This is a genomic window from Streptomyces sp. NPDC001700 (assembly GCF_053596435.1).
Genome location: NZ_JBSFGE010000005.1, coordinates 189,734 through 209,344, shown reverse-complemented (window position 1 = coordinate 209,344; position 19,611 = coordinate 189,734). Strand labels below are relative to the sequence as shown.

At 67.5% G+C, this 19,611-nt stretch carries 10 protein-coding genes and 1 pseudogene; 10 read left to right on the top strand and 1 reads right to left on the bottom strand.

What is annotated here, in order from left to right:
• Nucleotides 1–109: 109 nt before the first annotated feature.
• Entirely contained in the window at nt 110–598 is a 489-nt protein-coding gene (locus ACWC5C_RS12040; RefSeq protein ID WP_450875326.1) for an SDR family NAD(P)-dependent oxidoreductase, read from the top strand.
• 53 nt (nt 599–651) lie between these two features.
• A pseudogene (locus ACWC5C_RS12035) lies at nt 652–939 on the top strand (IS5/IS1182 family transposase); the annotation flags it as partial.
• On the opposite strand, the gene ACWC5C_RS12030 reads toward ACWC5C_RS12035, so the two are convergent.
• Entirely contained in the window at nt 918–1,487 is a 570-nt protein-coding gene (locus ACWC5C_RS12030) for a VUT family protein (protein WP_450875325.1), read from the bottom strand. The pseudogene ACWC5C_RS12035 and the gene ACWC5C_RS12030 overlap by 22 nt on opposite strands.
• 478 nt (nt 1,488–1,965) lie before the next feature.
• On the opposite strand from ACWC5C_RS12030, the gene dpdE reads away from it, so the two are divergent.
• Genes dpdE through dpdD form a run of 8 tightly spaced genes read left to right on the top strand, consistent with a single transcriptional unit; the run spans nt 1,966 to nt 19,575 of the window.
• Nucleotides 1,966–5,241, top strand: a complete 3,276-nt coding sequence (gene dpdE / locus ACWC5C_RS12025; RefSeq protein WP_450875324.1) for a protein DpdE — start codon at nt 1,966–1,968, stop codon at nt 5,239–5,241.
• Nucleotides 5,234–7,831, top strand: a complete 2,598-nt coding sequence (gene dpdF, locus ACWC5C_RS12020) for a protein DpdF (RefSeq protein ID WP_450875323.1) — start codon at nt 5,234–5,236, stop codon at nt 7,829–7,831. Before dpdE ends, dpdF begins: the two co-directional genes overlap by 8 nt.
• Entirely contained in the window at nt 7,831–8,763 is a 933-nt protein-coding gene (dpdG, locus tag ACWC5C_RS12015; protein ID WP_450875322.1) for a protein DpdG, read from the top strand. Before dpdF ends, dpdG begins: the two co-directional genes overlap by 1 nt.
• On the top strand, nt 8,756–11,848 hold the full coding sequence (gene dpdH, locus ACWC5C_RS12010) for a protein DpdH (protein WP_450875321.1): 3,093 nt from the start codon (nt 8,756–8,758) through the stop codon (nt 11,846–11,848). The genes dpdG and dpdH overlap by 8 nt, the downstream gene beginning before the upstream one ends.
• The gene (locus tag ACWC5C_RS12005) at nt 11,845–12,531 is read left to right on the top strand and encodes a hypothetical protein (protein ID WP_450875320.1); all 687 of its coding nucleotides are present in this window, start codon (nt 11,845–11,847) and stop codon (nt 12,529–12,531) included. The genes dpdH and ACWC5C_RS12005 overlap by 4 nt, the downstream gene beginning before the upstream one ends.
• Nucleotides 12,528–17,030 carry a protein DpdJ gene (dpdJ, locus tag ACWC5C_RS12000; protein ID WP_450875319.1) on the top strand — a complete coding sequence of 1,501 codons (4,503 nt, stop codon included), beginning with the start codon at nt 12,528–12,530 and terminating at the stop codon, nt 17,028–17,030. Before ACWC5C_RS12005 ends, dpdJ begins: the two co-directional genes overlap by 4 nt.
• On the top strand, nt 17,027–17,545 hold the full coding sequence (gene dpdK / locus ACWC5C_RS11995) for a phospholipase D-like domain-containing protein DpdK (RefSeq protein ID WP_450875318.1): 519 nt from the start codon (nt 17,027–17,029) through the stop codon (nt 17,543–17,545). Before dpdJ ends, dpdK begins: the two co-directional genes overlap by 4 nt.
• Nucleotides 17,542–19,575, top strand: coding sequence for a protein DpdD (dpdD, locus tag ACWC5C_RS11990; RefSeq protein ID WP_450875317.1), 2,034 nt, complete (start codon nt 17,542–17,544; stop codon nt 19,573–19,575). The genes dpdK and dpdD overlap by 4 nt, the downstream gene beginning before the upstream one ends.
• Nucleotides 19,576–19,611 lie beyond the last annotated feature (36 nt).

The window sequence follows — 19,611 nt, the reverse complement described above, 5'->3', positions numbered from 1 at the left end:
CGGGATCCCGGGCAGCTGCATCTTGACCCTGGGGTCAAGATGCATGTTACCGTCCGAAGAGTAAGTTGACCCCTGGGGCAAAATGACTCCACGGCAAGGAGCAGTCCCCATGTTCAAAGTGATCGCCGTCTTCGGCGCCGGTACCGGTCTCGGTGTGGCCGTGGCCCGCCGCTTCGGGCGCGAAGGCTTCCGGGTCGCCCTGGTGGCCCGCCGCAAGGACCGGCTGAACGCACTCACTGAGCAGCTCGCCGGCGAAGGCATCGAGGCGGCCGCCTTCTCCGCCGACCTCTCCGAACCCGCCGAGGCGCCTGCTCTCGTCGAGGCGATCCGTGACCACTTCGGCCGGATCGACGTGGTCGAATACGGGCCGATCAGCGGAAACCAGGGCTTCACCCCGGCCGCCAAGTTGGACGCGGCCACCTTGGAGGACCTGTCGCCGCTGCTGCTGTACACCCCGGTCGAGGTGATCCAGGCCCTGCTGCCGGAGTGGACCGAGCGCGGCGACGGCGCCTTCCTGCTGACCCAGGGTTACACGGCAGCGCAGCCGCTGCCCGGCCTCAGTGGCCTGGGCCCGGTGATGTCCGCCGCCCATAACTAGCTGCATGGAGTGGCGACCCGGCGCTCCAGGTCGTCCTCGCGCAACGCTCCCGCCGCGGCCCGAGGCGCCGACGGCCCGCAAAGCTCCACGGTGACAAGGGCTGCGACTTTTCCCGCCTGCGGCGCTGGCTCTCCTTGCGGCAAATCCGCCACCGCATCGCCCGCAATGGCATCGACTCCTCCCACCGCCTGGGCCGGCACCGCTGGGTCGTGGAACGCACCGTGTCCTGGCTGTCGGGATGCTGACGTCTCCATCGCCGCTACGAGCGCAAGCCCGAGCACTTCCTCGCCTTCACCGCCATCGCGGCAACCCTCATATGTCACCGCCGCATCACCAAATGAAATGGCGTCTCATGCGGGGGCAGGGCTTCTGTGGCGGTGAGCTTCCGGCGGCGTAGGAAGGCGAGGACAGCTACGGCCCCGAGCGTCATCCACGCCTTTCCGAGGATCTGCCCTTGCAGGAAGTCGAAGGAGCCGAATGCCATCCTGAGGAAGATCAGACTGTCGGCGACTAGTCCCACCGCGTTCGAGGCGAGCATGGCGACAAGGAGCCCTCGTGTGCGGAGCGGCTCGTAGACGGCGAAGTCCATGGTCTCCGCGACGGCGAACGCGGCGGCCGACGCGAAGGCCAGGGCCGGGTCGGCCAGGAAGTAGGAGACGACAGTGCCGAGGGCGATCGCCGCGAGGATCGCACGGCGGCCCGCGGCCTCACGGGCGAGGTCGCGCAGCACCAGGGCCAGGCCCACCATGTAGACGCCGGCCGGGGCTTCGTAGCCGAAGCCGACGGGCAGGGTGCCGATGTGAGTGACGGCCAGGTTGGCGGCCGGGATGGTGGCGATGTAGGCGACGAGCGTCGCGATTCCGGCAGGAGCGGGGACGTTCACAATCATTTTCTTTCTTGGTATGACAGGAGCCCGGCCCGCCTGCGCTGAGCGGAACGAGGCGGACGGCGTCCAGACAGTACAGCTCATGCCACTGACAGTGGCGGGGTGGTTGGAATAACTGCAGGTCAACCGCTTCTCATTCCGGCCCCGACGGGACGGGCGGACGGAATCGTCTCGATCGGCACCTTGCGGAGAGGCCGACTGGGCGTCTCGGGCCCGGCTGCGCTCGTGCGGACCAGCCACGCACGCGGGACGAGAATGAGCCATCGTCATATGCAGGCTGATACGCACCTACGCCTCTACCTCACCCACTTTGAGGGATCATAGAGCGGTACGTCGTGCGGCGAGCGGAGGACCACCGGCAGCTCCCGGCCACTCTCGAATGCGTATGCGAATTCGTATTCGCCATCTTCGATGCTGTTGTCAGTGCCTCCGTTTAGGCTCATCAGCACTGTCATACGAGCAGGTGGGGGGCGACCAGTAGATGTCTTCGGGCTTTGCAGTCGGACACCTCGTCGAGTTCCGGGGAGGCCCTGGAATCGGACGAGTGGGAGCGATCGCCGACGACTTGCTGCGCGTGGACTTCTTCGAGTCCACGGCCGAGCCCACGATCGAGTCCCGAACCGTCCCCGCGCCGGCCTGCAGACGGGTACGACTGGCGGCCCAGACACGGGCATTCCGTCACAACCCGAGCACCGGCGAGTGGATGGCCGGCCGCATCCTGGACACGGCCCCCGACGGATACTTCGTCCGGTTCCCCAACGCCGACTACGACATGCCGGTCCCCGAGACCGAACTTCGGGTCCGCTGGAACAAACCGGTGCGCAATCCTCTTGAGGTCCTCGTGTCTGGCGGCAACGAATCCGGCCACCTGTACAACGCCCGCCTCCCCATGCTGCACAACCTGGTCGCTCAGCGCGCGGCCAGCGCCAGCACCCCCGCCCTCCTGGCGGCCGCCGCCGAGATCTACCCGCACCAGGTCCGCGCCGCGCTGACCGTGCTCTCCGACCCCGTCCAGCGGTATCTCCTCGCCGACGAAGTCGGACTCGGCAAGACGATCGAAGCCTCGTACGTGGCGCTGCAGACCCTGATCGACAATCCGCAGGCGCGCGTGACGTTCCTCGTCCCCGATGCCCTGCGCCGGCAGTGGATGACCGAACTGCGCGCGAAGTTCTTCACCGACGACTTCCCTGGGCGCGTAAAGATCATCTCCCACGACTCTCCCGATCTGTGGGAGCAGTATCACGGCAGTGATCTCGTCGTGGTCGACGAAGCCCACCAACTGGTCCAGGACTGCGATGACACCAACCCCGTCTATCGCGCGCTGCGGGATCTTGCGCACTCCGCGTCAAGGCTCCTCCTGCTCTCCGCCACACCCGTCACCTCCAGCCACACCACGCACCTGGGGCTGCTGCACCTGCTCGATCCGGACGTCTACAAGTGGAGCGAGCGGGAGGAGTTCGCGCGGCGCTACCAACACCGGGCCGAGTTGGCGAACCACGTTCTCAGCCTCGACGCGGAGTTCCACCCGCTGCTGCCGTCCACGATCGAAATGATCAAGGAGCTGCTGCCCCCGGAGGACTCCCGCTTTGCACACCTTGCTGCTGACGTCCTCGAGTTGCTGGACGAGCACGAGGGCCTCCGCGACGAGGCGAGGATGCCGGATCTCGAGGCGCGGGTGACCGCTCTTCGGGCGCACATCAGCGAGACGTACCGGCTGCACCGCCGGGTGATCAGAAACCGCAGGTCGAACGTCCTGCGCCAGAATGACGACTCGGCAGCCGTCGCCTACGAGGTCCGCGGCCGTGCCGAGCCGGAGAAGCTGACGGCCCAGTCCTACTCCCCGGCCGCCGACAGCCTCCTGGCGTGGCAGACCCAACTGTGGGGCCATCTCCTCGACGAGGGCCTGGAGAACCGGCGCACCGAGTTCGCGCTGGCCCTTGCCGTGCTCGCCTCCCGCCTCGGTGGCTCATCCGCCGACTATCTGGACGCCCTGCGATGGCGGGTGCGCCGTGACGAAGGCGCAGCTGAGCGTGCCGGGCTGAGTGCCCGGGAGCGGAAGTACCTCTCCAGCGTGCCCGTGGCGCCGCACGAGGCGGCGACTCTGGAGAACCTCGAGTCAGAAAGCGCGGGAGAGGGAGCCCGGGAAGTCGACGAGCTCATCGACGCCCTTCTTCCCGCCCTGCGCAAGGGGGGCCGCATCGCTGTCTTCTGCGGCCCCGGCTCCCTTGCCTCGGCGCTCACCGCACGCCTGCGAACCCGCTTTCCCAAGGTGAGTTTCTTCGAGCACACCCGCAGCGCAGGCCCCGACGCGTCTGAAACGGCGACTTCCTCATGGCGAAAGCCCGTCGTAAGCACTGCCGTTCTCATCGCTGACGACTCTGCAGAGGACGGCCTGAATCTCCAGGCAGCCCGGTCCGTGGTCCATGTGCGCCTGCCGTGGTCGCCCAATCAACTGGAACAGCGCCTGGGCCGCACCGACCGACACGTCGAATCCAACGAGCAGCGCCAGCCACCCCGCCAGTACGTTCTCACGGACGCCGAAGCCCACAGCGGCGAGTGGTTTTCGCTGCTCACCAGCGGGTACCGCATCTTCGACGGATCAGTGTCCACGCTGCAGGACGCCATCGCCGAGGGCCTCGCCGCTGTCTGGGCACAGGCCCTCGAGCACGGGCCGGAAGGCCTGCCAGGCTTCGCCGAGGCAGTTCAGGAGCAACTCGCCAAGGCTCGCCGTGAGATCGACAGCATGGACACCCTGGAGTCGATCTTCGACACATCGCCGCACGACATCGACTTCACCGAACGGCTGGCCACCTTTGACGCCGACTGGGCCGCCACCCGCAACGACCTCCTCGGCTACACCGGGCGGGACAGTTCGGACGGAATCAAGCTCCGCCACACCGTGCGCAAGATCAATGACGTGATGTGCGAGGTCTTCGACCTGAAGTCACGCCCCCTCATCTCCCCCCACCTCTATGACCGCGCGAACCTCACAGAGGAGATGGCCAAGGGCACGTGCAGTCGCTCGCAGGCGCTCAAGGCTCCCGGCACCCGGCTGTTCCGCATCGGAAACCGGCTGGTCGACACACTCGCCAACGTGGTCTGGTGCGACGACCGCGGTCAGGCCACCGCCTTTTGGCGCGCGGAGGCGGCACACCGCGGGGAGCCGGAGCCCTATTTCGGCTTTGACTACCTCGTCGAAGCCGACATCTCTTCGGCACTCACGCTGACGCTGCCGCTCGTTCAGCAGCCCCGCGACGTGGAAACGGCGTTGCGGCGCCAGGCCGAGCGGCTCCTCCCGCCGTTTACGCTGAAAGTGTGGGTACCGGCCGGAGCATCCGAGGCCCTGGCGAACGGGGATAGCCTAAGGTGGCTGCAGGCCCCCTACCGCGCCACAGATCACAATTACAACTCCAAGAACATCCACGAGTTGATGGACCTGTTCGACGGGCAGGTCGGATACGCGGCATCCGCGCGGGGAGCCGAGGCAGTGGCTCGCGCAGAACTCCAGCGGGTGACGAACTTGGCCGACAGGTGCGCCGTGGCCCAGCAGCAGGGACGCCAGCGCCTGTCCGTGGCAAAGGCCCAGGCAGAAGCCCGCCAGGCAGCTGGCCGGCTGCTGGGAGAGAAGGAGAATTACCTGCTCGATGTCGCCATCACCGACGCGCTGGTGCAGGGACTGAGCAACCCGACGGTCCGCCTCGTGGCGGCGACATGCCTGGTGAAGCAGGGGCTCAGGAGGATCCCTCGCAGTGACTGACAACTGGACCGGCGCCAAGACGCTCTTCGACCACCTGTCCCAGCACCGGGGCCTCCGGCAACTGCCCGAGGTTCCCGGGGCGAGAGGGACGTTGCGCAGGCTCCGAGACGCTCTGACCGGCGAGCCCGGCGGGTGGCGGGACCTGGCCTCGCTCACCCGGCAGATCCTGCTCGAGGCTCAAGCGCGCGAGAACACCTCCGGCTTCACGGTGCCGCTGCTCCCGTGGCTGCCCACGCGCGAGCAATGGGAGGAGATGCGCTGTCAGACGGCGGTACGCGATGGCGGCGCCAACGTGTGGGTGAGCGCGGTGCCGTGGCATCCGCCCGTGCCGGACGTCGTTTCGCGCCAGGCAGCACAAGAAGACCTGCGGCAGATCTATCTCGGTGAGGACTCACCCCACCGCCGGGAGTTGGATTCCTACCCGGCCGACCCGTTCTTCACCACCGCCCTCGGTGACGACCACAGCCGCTACGTCTCGGTCGGCCAGCGGCAGGCCGCCAGAAGCATCGCGCTGGCCGAGCCGGGAAGTACCACGATCATCTGCCTTCCCACGGGGCATGGAAAGACCGCCGTAGCGATGGCGCCCATGCTCCTGGCCAGCAAGAGCCGGGGCGTATCGGTGGTCGTGGTACCCACGAGTGTTCTCGCAGCCGACCTGGAGCGGCGCGCTTTCAAGATCCTCGACGAGCGCGGGCCGCACAGCCCCACGCGCCGGTACGCCTACACCAGCGGACTGTCCGAAGAAGACCGACGGCTCATGCGGGAGGACATCTCCGCGGGCCGCCAAAGGCTGGTGTTCACCTCGCCCGAGGCTCTGGTGAAGAGCCTCAAAGGCCCCCTGGAGGACGCGGCCGAGGCCGGGCTGTTCAACTACTTCGTGATCGACGAAGCCCATCTGGTCGAGCAGTGGGGCAACACTTTCCGCACCGAGTTCCAGACGATGTCCACTCACCGCCGTATCTGGCTCAGCAAGGCACCGGAAGGCCGGCAGCCGGTGACCGTGGCGATGAGCGCGACGCTCACGGGCCAGCAGGTGCAGACTCTCGATACACTGTTCGCTTCGCCGCAGCAGGCGGAGATCGTGTGGGCCTCCCAGCTCCGTCACGAGCCGAGCTATTACCTCGACATCTTCCCGAGCGAGGAAGACCGTCAGGCCGCCGTCCTGGAGGCCGTCTCGTACCTGCCGAAGCCGATGATCCTCTACACGACCAAGGTCATCGACGCGCAGGAATGGGCGGGCCGGCTGCGCGGCCACGGTCTTCGCCGCGTCGCCAGCGTCACGGGTGAGTCCACCGATCCGCAACGGCGCGATGCCCTGGAGGGATGGACCGGCAGGACCACGGAGGGCGATGCGCCGACGCGATACGACGTCGTGGTGGGCACCTCCGCCTTCGGCCTGGGTGTGGATCTCGACGACGTCAAGACGGTGGTGCACGCCTGCCTGCCGGAAACAGTGGACCGCTATTACCAGGAGGTGGGCCGGGCCGGGCGCAATGGAAGCCCTTCCCTCGCCTACCTGGCCACCACCCGCAGCGACGAGAACATCGCCAACCGGATGAGCGATGATGCGGTCATCGGCGCCCCGCGCGCATGGCAGCGGTGGGAGGCGATGTTCCACACCCGAGAGACCATCCAGGAGCGTCACCGGGTGAGTCTTGATTCCTACCCCCCCGACATGAACGAGGGCTTTCAACGCAACCGGCAATGGAACATCCGGATCCTGAACCTCATGATGAGATCGGGGATCCTGGTCGTCCATCCTCCGCAAGCACCCGCCATCCATGAGGACGAGTCGGATACGTCGTGGAAGGCGCGCCTTGATCTCTTCTACGCCAGCGCTGACGGCTATGCAGACGTGCAACTCCTTGACTCCGACGCGAGGAACCCCGAGCAATTTGCCGTGCGATTTGAGGCCGAGCGTCAAAAACTGCTGCATGGGCGGAAGTCGGCCCTCCGCGAACTGAAGGCCACCCTGCGGCGTGATCAGTGCATCGGCGATGTACTGGGAGCGTATTACCGAATTGCACACGGCGACGGCTTCCGCCGCACTGGGGCCACCTGCCGGGGGTGCCCGCACTGTCGGGCCACCGCCGAACCCCTTCCCGCGGGGTTCTACCGACTCGCCGGGGAGCCGCGCCCGCTGCTCCCAACCCCCGGGGTACGCGTGCGCCTGCCCTTGCGGCCGTACTTCGGGAACCGGCATTGCCTGAGCCTGTGGTGGCAAGACGCCGACGACCAGGCCCTGGCGGCACGCCTAGTGGAAAGCCTGGTACGCCGCAGGATCTGCGTCGTCGGAGGACCGGGCCTGGACGGCCGTCTGAGAAACCAACTCCAGGCAACAGCACGCACCCGCACAGTGATCGTCGACGACGACGGCACTCTCCTCTCGGACTGGGCCGGCCCCGTCATATGGATGGCCGATCCGTTCACAGACCGCCCAGGGCCGCAGGTCACTCAACGCTTCGCCTGGGATGCACCGACCTACTTGATCCACCCCCGGGTCATGCAGCATCCAGAACGCCGAGGCACCCCCCTCGTCGATGTCCACCCGGCGAACCTGTCGATCCGCCGTGCCCTGGAGGAACTCTGATGACTCTCTTGAACGTCGACGCAGCCATCCCCTCCCAGACATGGGCACTCGTGCGCCTGCTTACCTATTGGGGCAAGAGCATCGCCGTGGAGGAGGCGCGGGCGCTGCTCAGTCCCCCGTCCCTGCGCACAGAGGACACCTCGACCAGGCCTCCCTTTGAGTGTGCCGTGGCTTCCCTCCAGGCCCTGGAGTTGGCGCAGGTCGATGCCGGTCAGCAAGAACTCTCGCTGACCGGACCGGCCAGAGATCTGGCCAGCAGCGACGATCTGGAGACCTACACCCGCATCCTGCGTCGCGCTGTCCTCAAGGCGGGCTACAACACGGACCTCGGCGCCGACAACGACGCGGCGGGGCCCAAGGACCTGACCCGTGCGCTGGCTTGGTTCCTGATGCACGACCCCATGGAACGACCGATCGACTGGGTCGCTGCACAGCAACTCCTGGATCAGGAGGACGGCAAGGACCGCAAACTGCTGAAGGAAGAGGTACTTCCCCTCTTCGCCAACGACACTCGCTGGCCCCGGTTCGGGTACTGGGCCACCGCTCTTGGGCTGGCTGCCGCACCTGTTTTTCGCACTGACGGCCGCGGCCCGCTCGTTCCGGACTGCACGCGTGCCCTCAGGCAATCCGTGCTCGAACTGTGGCAGCCGGACCAACGTGTGAATGCCGTCGAGGCCCTGCAGATGCTGCGAGAACACCTGCCGGTCCTACCCGGCGGCGCACACTCACTAGCGGTAGGGATTCCCAGTCCGGGTGACAGCGTGGCAGGCACCGCGCTGTCCTTTGCCTTGCTGCGCGGCCACGACGAGAAGTGGCTGCGACTCGACCACAACGACGACGCCCGGAAAATCCTCCTGCTGCACGATCCCGAACGGCCCGGAAGCCCCCGGCCCATCAGCGACATCACGATCCTGGAGCCCATCGATGGCTGACTTCCGCGGAACGCTCTGCTGGGACCCGGCAGTGGCAGCCTCCACCATCAACACCGAGGCAGTCAGCCCATCGAGGGCCGTCTTCCTAGCCACGCACGCACCGCTGCGGATCAAGCGCGCCCGGATCTTGGACGGGAAGGAAATCGCCATCGAGGGCGACCCGATCGGGGAGCGGGCCGTCCTCACAGAGTTCATGGCGCTCCGCGCGGACAGCGGCGCACTGCTCATGCCCGTCGTCGGCGACTCCGGCTCGGGCAAGTCGCATCTTGTCCGATGGGTGCGCGAAGAGTTGGCCGTGATGGAGGAGGGCGCAAACCGGCGCGAGGTCATCTACCTCGAGAAGTCCAAGACCAGTCTCAAGGCTGTCGTCAGCACGCTCATCGCCAAGGCGGACAGCACCGAGCTGGCGCAGCTCAAAGACGACATCAACAGATTCACTGAGGGCATCGACGAGGAGTCCCTGGCACGGCGCATCCTCAATGAGCTGAGCGAGGCACTGGAAGCCACGCCTCCCCAATCGGAATCACGCCCACTGACCCGTATGCTCGTCGGCCCGGGCAAGCTGGCGGCGGTACTCCTTGACCCCCATGTCCGGGCAGAACTGCTCGCACCGGGCAACTTCGTGCCCGAACTGGCCCACCAGCTCATCCACAATCGCCGCGACGGGCAAGCGGACCGCCCCGAGGGCTTCAGCGTCAGCGACCTACCCCTCGACATCCGCGACATCCAATCCGCCTCAGGCATGGCCCAGCGCCTGCTCGGCACCATCAGCACCCGCGGCGACCTGCAAGGCATCGCCGTCGACCTGCTCAACAAGCACCTCGAAGCGGCCATCAAGAGCGCCGCGAACCTCGGAGCGGGCCGGCTCATCGACGCGATGACTCAGGTGCGCGAGGAGTATCACCGCCAGGGCAAGGAGATCGTCCTTCTCATCGAGGACTTCGCTCTTATCCAAGGAGTCCAGAGAGACCTCCTGGACGCCGTCGTAGAAGCAGCCCACCGTGAAGGCAAGACGGCCCTCGCACCTATCCGCACCCTCATGGCCGTGACGACCGGCTACTTCCAGTCCCTGGACGAGACCGCCCTGACCCGTATCCAGGCCGGCACCGGCTACGTCTACCACCTGGATGTGCCCTTCAGCCCCGAGGAGACGGGACGCACACAGATCGCCTCATTCGTCGGCCGGTATCTGAACGCCGGGCGGGTGGGCCGCGACGGACTCGAGCGCGCACACAACAGCGAGGTCCCCAACAAGTGCCTGAGCTGTTCGTTTCGGACCGAATGCCACGCAGCGTTCGGGGCTACCGATGAAGGCTTCGGATTGTACCCGTTCAACGAGTCCTCTCTCGTCAGAGCGGTCCACTCAACGGCGGACCAGCACAAACCCTGGTCCTTCAACCCCCGTGCCGTGCTGGGAAGCGTCGTGCGACCGGTCCTGGTCGAACACGCCACGGCCCTCCGGCAGGGCGAGTTCCCCGATCCCGCGTTCCGGCAACGCTTCCGGCCCACGAAGCTCGACCGGCCCGTCAGCCGTGACGTGCTCGCCTACGTGGCCGAGCACGACCCCGCCTCTGCGGAGCGACGCAACCTCGTGCTCGAGTTTTGGGGAGATGCCCCGGAGCACGCCACCGACCTCCATCCCACCATGCTGGATGCCTTCTCTCTGGAGCCCCTGGGCGGTGAAACAGACCAACGCCGTCCCTCTGCTGCTCCCGGCTCAAAGCCGGCCAACGACAGCGCGCCAAAGCCCGATACGGGCGCCAGCAACCGACGCGACGCGCTTCCCGGTGAACTGCAGCGCATGCTGGAGACCGTGGATGACTGGGTAACCCTCGAAGGCGGCCTGGATACCTCCACCGCGAACCGGATCCGCACCGTCGTCTCCGCCGCCGTCTTGCAGCGCTATCAGTGGAACGCACCGCTAATGCGCGAGGTAGGCAGCACCGAGTTGCGTCGGGCCGTGTGGCCGACGAAGGCAACCGTCGTGTCCATCGAGGGGGCCAAGGAGAACCTCGTCGGCGTCGAGGATGCCCCCATCACGTTCTCGCGTCGTCCCAAGGACAGCTGGTTCTTTGACAGCCTGCTCAGAGCGGATCGGGAGTTCCCGGGGCGAGCCGAGGACATCCGGCGGCTGGCGTTCCTGGCAGAACAGCACGGACGTGATCTCACTGCGCGGCTGCAGCGCCACATGGAGATCACCGACGATCACCTCATTGCGGGTTTCCGCGCATCGCTGATCGGTGCGGCGCTGGCGGGCACGGCCTGGCCCGGGATGGCCCCTTCTCAACTCTTGGCCGCAGCGCTCGACGAGGGGCAGGAGTGGCAGCGCGAGGACGGCGGGCTCCGCCCAAAGAAGTGGATGGACCTGCTCCAAGGTCACCTCCAGGCGCGGCCCGATCTCGTGCGGCAACTGCGCCATGCCGTCGGTATCGCCCAGGGTATCGGCGGCGTGAACATGGTTGATGCCGCCCGTGTCCTGCCTCTGCTCGACAAGGCCGCCTCCGTGTGGAACTGGGATCTTCAGGCGCTGGATGTTCCCAAATGGGTGCGTCCGGCGGTCACAGGGTTCGCGTCCTGGACGACCGTCGTCGAGGACCAACTGCACCGCCACGCAGAGTTGCTCCACACGATCCGCAGCCGTCAACCGCGTGGCACCACCGGCGTCCAGACCATGGCGGCGCTCCGAGACACTCTCGCTGCGGCCCGCGAGGTCGGGCTGCCGCTGACAGCCGAGCAGACACGCCGATTCGACGCGCTCCTGCAGGACGCCAAGGGCGCGGACTGGAAGGCCGTCTCGGCGCTCGAAGACGACCTGGCCAAGGCCGGCGATGCCGCCTCCGACTCCGCAACGGTGCACAAGGCCGGCGTGGTTGCAGCGGTCAAGGACCGTGGTGACTCGCTCATCTTGATTCAACAACTACTCGTGGCCAGCGACGACTGGCTGGATGCGGCGCTGGCCAGCGCGCAGTCACGATCTAGCGGATCGGCGGGCGACAGTGCGGCAGAAGACGTGGGGCAAATCTGTGCGGAGTGGCAGGCACTCACCGTTGTCCCGTCCGTCACAGACGACGGGGAGGACCGGTGACCAACGTGTCCGTATATGACAAGGCCGTGCAGCTGCAAAACCGTGCCCGCCAGATCGCGGCGGGTGCCGTCGGGGAGAAGGAGGCGGCTCGCGTGCTGAGCCGCTCGAGGGAACTGCGGGCGGGCCTGGCGGAACTCAGGACCCAGGTGGAGTTGAGCCACGCGCTGGCCGCCTTGGGCGCGGCGCACCAGCCTGACCTGTCCGGCATCGACGCCGCGCGCTCCGCCTTCGAGCGTAAGGCTCTCAACGGGTTGCCTAGTGACGCGGTCTTCAACACGGCCAGAAGGAAGGTGCAGGAAGCAGCAAGCAAACTGAAGGCGGAGAGCGGCGCGGCGTGGGCCGCCTGGGCCGCCGCACAGGTCACTGCTCTTCCGCTGGCCCGCATCCCTATCCTGTCGCGCGGGGAACGCGAAGCTGCACGCACCAGGGAGAAGGACCTTCGCCAGGCCATTGCTACCAAGAACCTGTCCAAGGCGGACCTCACCCTCTTCACCGGCATGTACGCCCTCCTCGCGGAGTCCCTGCACGACAAGAGCGATCCCCCCGGCGAGCTGCTGGACCTCCTGGGCGTGCTGGAAAAGCGCCCCAGCCCGACGCTCCGTGACATCACCGACAGCGACATTGCGCTGCTGCGCCAGTTCGAGATGGACATCCACATCACCCTGCAGAGGAGTGGAGCGTGACCGAGCAGCTCGACATTCGCTTCGCGAACGAACTCCTTAACCACCTCGAGAACCACGAACTGCCCTTGCTGAACTGGGGGGTCACGGAGACTGCACTCTCCAGGGCCGAGGTGATCGAGACCATCGACGCCCTCTTGCACAGCCACGACGCCGCCCCGACGGGAATGTCCGCCGACACCGTGCTGGAGGAGTTCCTGCTCCGCGCCCTGCTGTTCGAGGTGCCGGTGCCCGTGGCGTCGCCGCCGCGGTATCGCACCCGCCTGGCGGAGTCGCTCAGGCTCACCACCGGGCTCCGGCAGCTCTTTGACCGAGGCGGCTGGGCGCAAGAGGAACAGCCCGGCTGGTGGCAGCACCAACGCCGCCTGGTCGCCGACTACCGGCTGCACGTAGCGCCGCGACGCTACCCCCACCGGGATATCCCGGCATCCGACGCCCTCAGCGAACTGGCTCAGCTGCCCCAATGGAGTGAGGTGCAAAGCCATGTCGCGACCGCGCAGTTGCAGGGCCGCAAGCTGGCGCGCTTCCAGCTGGAGGCCACCCGGTCGGTGTTCACCTCACTCGACTCCGACCGGTCCAAGGGGATCATCGTCGGCGCCGGTACCGGTAGCGGCAAGACACTCGCGTTCTACCTGCCGGCCTTCGCTGCGATTGCCCAACATGCCCACCCGGGGTCGGCAGAGCGCGTGCACACCCTGGCGCTCTATCCGCGAAAGGAACTCTTGCGCGACCAACTGCGCGAGTCGATCCGCTCGGTGGACGACGTCGAGCAGGCGCTGCGCGAAAGCAGGCGCCGTCCCATCCGAGTCGGTGCGCTCTATGGCGACACCCCGTGGAATGCCCGGGACCGCAGACTCGAACCGGACTCCGGGGTGAGCACTGCCTGGAAGCGCACTTCCCATGGCGTGGTGTGCCCGTTCCTGCCCTGCCCCACCCCGTCCTGCGGCACAGGGGAACTCCAGTGGACCGACGAGGACCGCAGGCGCGGTCGTGAGCACCTGACCTGCACCCGGTGCGGCTACACCCTGCAGGACGGACGCCTTGCGCTCACCCGGGAATCCCTCAAGAGGAACCCGCCGGATCTGCTGTTCACCACGACGGAGATGCTGAACCAATCCAGCGGCAACAGCTATCTGGAGTGGCTGCTTGGCTGGTGCGGCAGGCACTCGGCTCCCTCTCTTGTGCTGCTGGATGAGGTGCACACCTACAGCGGCCTGCACGGCGCGCAGGTGGCACTGCTGCTACGCCGCTGGCGTGAGGCCGCCCGGCGCGCCATGACGTTCGTCGGTCTGTCGGCAACCCTGCGCGACGCGGACAAATTCTTTGCGCAACTGGTCGGTCTGCGGCCGGGCGACGTCGACCCCATTGAACCGGCCGAAGAGGCCATGCAGTCCGAGGGCCGCGAATACGCCCTGGCCCTGCGCGGCGACCCGGTGTCCGGAACAAGCCTGCTGTCCACCTCGATCCAGACGGCCATGCTCCACGGCCGCATGCTCGACCTGGACATGAGGCAATACCTGTACGGCTCCACCGGCTTCCTGTTCACCGACGACCTGGACGTCACCAACCGCTTCTACAACGACCTGCGCGATGCCGAAGGTGGCCAGAACCGGGCCGGTCGGCGCAACGGCCGCAAGCCCGTCCTTGCGGGCCTGCGCTCCTCTGAACGCAACGAGCACGCCGCACGCTATCTGGACGGCCAGTCCTGGGACATCGCCGAAAAGATCGGCCATGACCTCGACCCCACCTTGCAACTCCACCACCTGCATGTCGGCCGGACGTCCTCCCAGGACGTAGGAGTCGATCACAACGCGAACCTGACCGTCGCAACGGCGTCCCTGGAAGTCGGCTTCAACGATCCGCGCGTGGGCCTGGTGCTCCAGCACAAAGCGCCCCGCGACGCGGCCTCGTTCATCCAGCGGCGCGGGCGCGCCGGCCGAGAGCGCGGCACCCGGCCGATGACGGTGGTCACCCTCTCGGACTACGGCCGGGACCGGCTCGCCTACCAGGCCTATGAGACCCTCTTCGCGCCGCAAGTACCTGCCCGGAGCCTACCCATCGGCAACCGCTTCGTCCTCAAGATCCAAGCCACGCAGTCCCTGCTGGACTGGGCGGGCCGCAAGCTCCGTTCGAAGAAACTGCGGGCCGACCCCCGCAAGATACTCAAGGCCCCCGCCGGCCATACTGTGCGCGACGAGGACCGGCCGGGTCACGACATGCTGACCTCCCTGCTGCAGGCCATCCTCGACAAACCTGACTTGCAGGACGAGCTCGCCCGGCACCTGGGAAGGGCGCTGCAGATCAGTGCAGACGAGGTGCAGGCCCTGTTGTGGGAACAGCCTCGCTCACTGCTGCTGTCGGTCGTTCCGACCGCGCTGCGCCGGCTGCGCAGTGACTGGTCGTTCCAGCGCATTGAACCGGGCGCCAAGGAAGGCTCTCTGCTTCCCGAGTTCATCACGCGCTCGCTCTTCGAACCGCTGAACCTGCCCGAGGTCGAACTGCTCCTGCCGTTCACCACGAACGACACGTTGGAGCAGTTGCCCATCGCCCGAGCGCTGCGCGAGGCCGTACCAGGTCGCGTCAGCCGGCGTTTTGGACACCTCCGTGACGAACACCGCACGTGGCTGCCGGTGCCGCCCGCCGGCAGCGACACCCTGCCGCTGCCCCAGATCGTGCAGCATGCCGATCCCGAGGGAACCTGGCATCCCCAGGGTCACGCACCGGAGGGGTTGCAGGTCTTTCGGCCCACCCAGTTGAACCTGGAGCAGCCGGGCCCGGAAATTTCCGACCGGTCGCAGGGGATCCCGCTCTGGGGCACGCAGATCGTCGTGTCCGATGAGGCGCCGCCGGCCCCGGCGGACATTCCCACCCCCTCGCTGTGGCACGAGCGCGTGCAGGCCATCCGCTTCGGCACGCACGCCGCCGGCAATCCCATTGAGATGCGGCGCATGACCGTCGGCGCCGACTGCCAGGTGGCGCTCGAGCGCGGGGAAGTCGAAACCCGCAGAATCCACTACGAGTTGCACGGCAAACCGGCTGCGCTCGGCTTCCGGCAGGGGGTCGACGCCGTGCAGATCCTGCTCCGGCCCCTGGATACCGCAGACCCCGCGGTCAGGCAGTACCTGTCGTCACCGCAATGGCGGTCCCTGGCGTTCTCGCAGACTCTCGCCGAGGACCCTGCCCTCGATGACATCGCGAACAAGTTCCAGCGCGTGTGGCTGGGCCAGGTCTATCTGACCTCCTTCGCGCTCGAAGGCCTCAAGCAAACGCACACCGCCCAGGAGATTCGAGCCTCGCTCGCTGACGGAACATGGACCGGAGAACTGTCCCGCATCCTCAGCGTCCTCTACCGCGACACCAATGACCCCGACCACGCGCTCGACAACGCGCGGCTGGTCGACGGGCTCACGGAGTTGCTGCGCGATCCACGGGTTGTCGCCGCCGTCGACCGCGCGGCCGAACACCTCGTGGACCCGGACCTCGCCGCGCGCACGGAGGATTTGGCACAGCGTGCCTATCGCGACACCGTGGCCGCGGCGATCCTCGCCGCTGCACAGCGCGCTTGCCCCGACGCCCAGGACGGGGACCTGATCGTCGACGTGGTGCGGGGGGCCGCACCCGGTGAACCGGCTGTCGTGTGGCTCAGCGAGACCTCCATGGGGGGCCTGGGCGTCGTCGAGAGCCTCGCGCGCTTCTACGCAGCAGACCCCCGCCGCTTCTGGGCGCTTGTCACCAGCGCATTCGCCCCCAGCGACTACGAGTACGTAGATGCCACCCTTACCCGGTTGCTCCGTCACCTGGCCGACGAGCCCCAGGGAGATGCCGCCGAGGCCCTGCGCGCCCTGCGCGCAGCCGACGATGCCGAGTCGGCCCAGGAGGCCCTGAACACTCTGCTGGCCGCATGGGAGCAGTTGGACGGCCGCCCCCGACGCACGGCGGTATCAGCGTTGTCCACCCGCCTGCTCCGGCCGGGCGCCGGACCCGACACCGACGCCCAGGCCCTGGCCATGGTGGACGCGTGGAGCACACTGGAGCAGCGGCTCGGAGTCGAAGTCGATGCAAACGTCATCGCCTTCGCCGTCGGCGACAAGCAACTGAACGCCGGTGGAACCAAGCAGCTGACGGCCGACCAGGCCTTCAGCATGCTCTGGCCCCGCGGACGACAAGCCCGCACACAGGATCTCCAGCACTACCAGCCCTACGCCGACGCGCCGGCCCTGGATCGCCTCCTGGTACGCGAAGCGCACAACGACCGCCTGCCCCAAGTCGACGTCACCGCCAGCGACTGGGACCTGGCCTACCAAAAGGCGATGTCCGACAGCGGCGCCGCCGACCTCATCTGTCCCGCAGACGCCTCGCACGCCCTGGCCCAGGCCCTGGTGCGCGTGCCGGCCCTGCCGGTGCACCGGGACGTCATGGTCGTCCACGGCGAGGTCCGCGGCTATACCAGGCATCGAGACGAACTCCGCGTACGGGTGGAGTTGCGGGAGGCAACCCAGTGAAGGATCTGACCAGAACCGTGCGCACCAGCGGCCGCACAGGGCTGCGCATCGACTCGACACTGTCCGCTGTGCTGATGGCCGAGATACTCGATCCCAGCAATGACCTGTGGCTGGTCTCGCCATGGATCACCGATATTCAGGTGATCGACAACAGCCAAGGCACCTACGACGCCTTCTTCGGCGACGTCCCACCCAGCGGATGGCGGCTGTCTGACACCCTCCTGCGCATCGCCGGCGTCGGCGCCCGCGTGCACGTGATCACGCGCCCGGATCCGCACAACGATGCCTTCCTGCGGCGGATCAGCGCTCCCGGCGTGGAGCGCGTGCACATCCAGCGCGACCCCGACGTCCACGAGAAGACCCTGTGCGGGCAGGAGTGGATCCTCACCGGGTCGATGAACTACACGGTGCGCGGCATGGCCAAGAACGACGAACTGGTCACCTACAAGGTGGGCGGACCGGACGCCGGCCAGGCGCGGCTGGACCTGGCACAGCGGTGGAGGAGTGGCTCGTGACGCAGACCCAGCCTGAGCAGCACGAGGCCCTCGAAGCGTTCCTGCAACGCTTCTTCGGCGCAGGAAACGGCGTCTGGCCGGGCCTCGATCCGGACTACCGCTTCAAGGACCGCACCCTGCCGTTCGTCGAGGCCCTTCGCCGCGGCGACGACGCCCCCGCCGTGCTCCCGCGCGCCTATACGGACCGCGACCGCTTCGTTGTCTATGTCATCGCGCGGGAACCCGGGGAACGGGCCAAGACAGCCGAGTTGATCCGTGCCTTCGCCGGCCCCACCTACATCACGTACGACGAGCAGGTCGGCATCCAGCCCGTCTGGCTGGATCCCGCCGACCCTGTCGAGCAGGCCATCCGCGACTACGCCGGCGAGCGGACCACATTCCGTCTGGAGACGGGGCGCACCCTCGAGCACCGCCGGAATCTGGCCGGGGCCCTGGAGTTGATGCAACGGACCCAGGCGCGCCGTCCCCCCAGGATGTGGCGGGTGGCCAAGCCGATCGGCCGGCTCCTGGCCGAGTTCGACGCTTCCCTCTCCGCGGGAGCCGAGGCCGCCTCGAGCGTGGTCCTCGACCACCTGGCAGCGGCAGGTGTCACGGCAGCCAACCTTGCCAACTTGAGGATCAAGCGGCTTGACCGGCTCGGCCGCAGCGAGGAACTCCTCCACCTGCCCGAACTGGCCGACGTCGTCCAGCAGGACCTTCCCCTCCCGGTCAGGGAAGCAATCTTGAACGCCGTGTATGCGGCGCTGGAGCAGCCCCTGGCGGAGGGCGATCTGCCGGCCGCGCGGGCACGGCTGGAGGAACGGGGACGGTTCGTCCCTGCCTTGCTGGACACTGCTGTAGGCGACCTCGGCACCCCGGCCTTCTCCGTGCTTTTGCTGGCGGCCACCGTCCTCGAGGACCTGCCTGCCCTGCGTCGCCTCGCGGATGCCGTGCAGGGCCAAGCCCGCACAGGCGCGTTGCCCCCGCTGCTCTGGCAGGACGCTCAGCGCGTCCTGGCCGACGGCGATGCAGCCGCAGAGCCTCCGGCCGATGCGGATCCCGGGCCGCAGGTTGCTGCCGACGACACGCCGCGAGATGGGCAGAGTGTTGGCTCCTGGCCGGCCTTCCTCGCTGCCGTGGCCGCGGGGAGCAGCCAGGGCGCCGAAGCTATCAAGGAGCGCAGTTGGAGTGCATGGCCCCCGCCGGCAGACCACGATGCAGCGCTGGCCGAACTGCTGGACGGCTTGGAGAATCAGGCCGCCGAGGAGGCGTGGCGGGCGGTCGGGGCGTTCATCGAGGCCGTTGGGTATGCGGCCCCCGCCGGGCTGACGGCCCATGCGTTCGTCCGGAACGCGGTCGCCTTCGACCGGTTCGGCCCCGGCGACCTCGCCGCGCTCCAGGCACTGGCGGAGATCGCACTGCGGGCTGCCCCCTCCCCACAGACCTACGCCGAACTGCTCGATGAGATCGGCGCCTATCGCAGTCGATGGGTCTCCCCCGAACGAGCCGCAATTGCTCTGGACTTCGTCGATCGGCTGTTCTTGGCGGCCTGCCCGGACCAGCAGGCCCGCGCCACGCTCGCCTACGACCTGCTGGAACCGCTGTGGCGTCACCAGCAACGGCTCAACGAAGCAGACCTGGCGTTCGCCAAGCGTCTTTCCGGAGAAATGGACGTCCCGTTCTCCTGGCAGGAGCGGGCTGTCTCCGACGGCGACCAGGAGTCGCCGCTCTCTGACCTTCCGCCCATGACGGTGCTGCTGTATTCGCTGGACGAAGCCGTGCTCACGCGCTGCGCCGAAGAGATCAAGCAACTGGCCCCCGGGGTTGACGCCACCCGTTCCAGCGACCACGTCGGCAGTGCGCAACTCCGGCAGAAGGCTCGCTCCGCTGATCTGGTCGTCATCGCGACTCGCTGTGCGAAGCACGCGGCTACCGGCTTCATCACGCAGCACGCGCGTACCCAGCACATCTTCTATGCGGATGGCAGTGGCTCGGCATCCATGCTGCGGGCGGCGGTCACCGGCCTGCGCTCTGCTGCAGGAAGCCGCTGACCCACCGGTGGCCTCCCCCTCGCTTTCGTGGAGGAG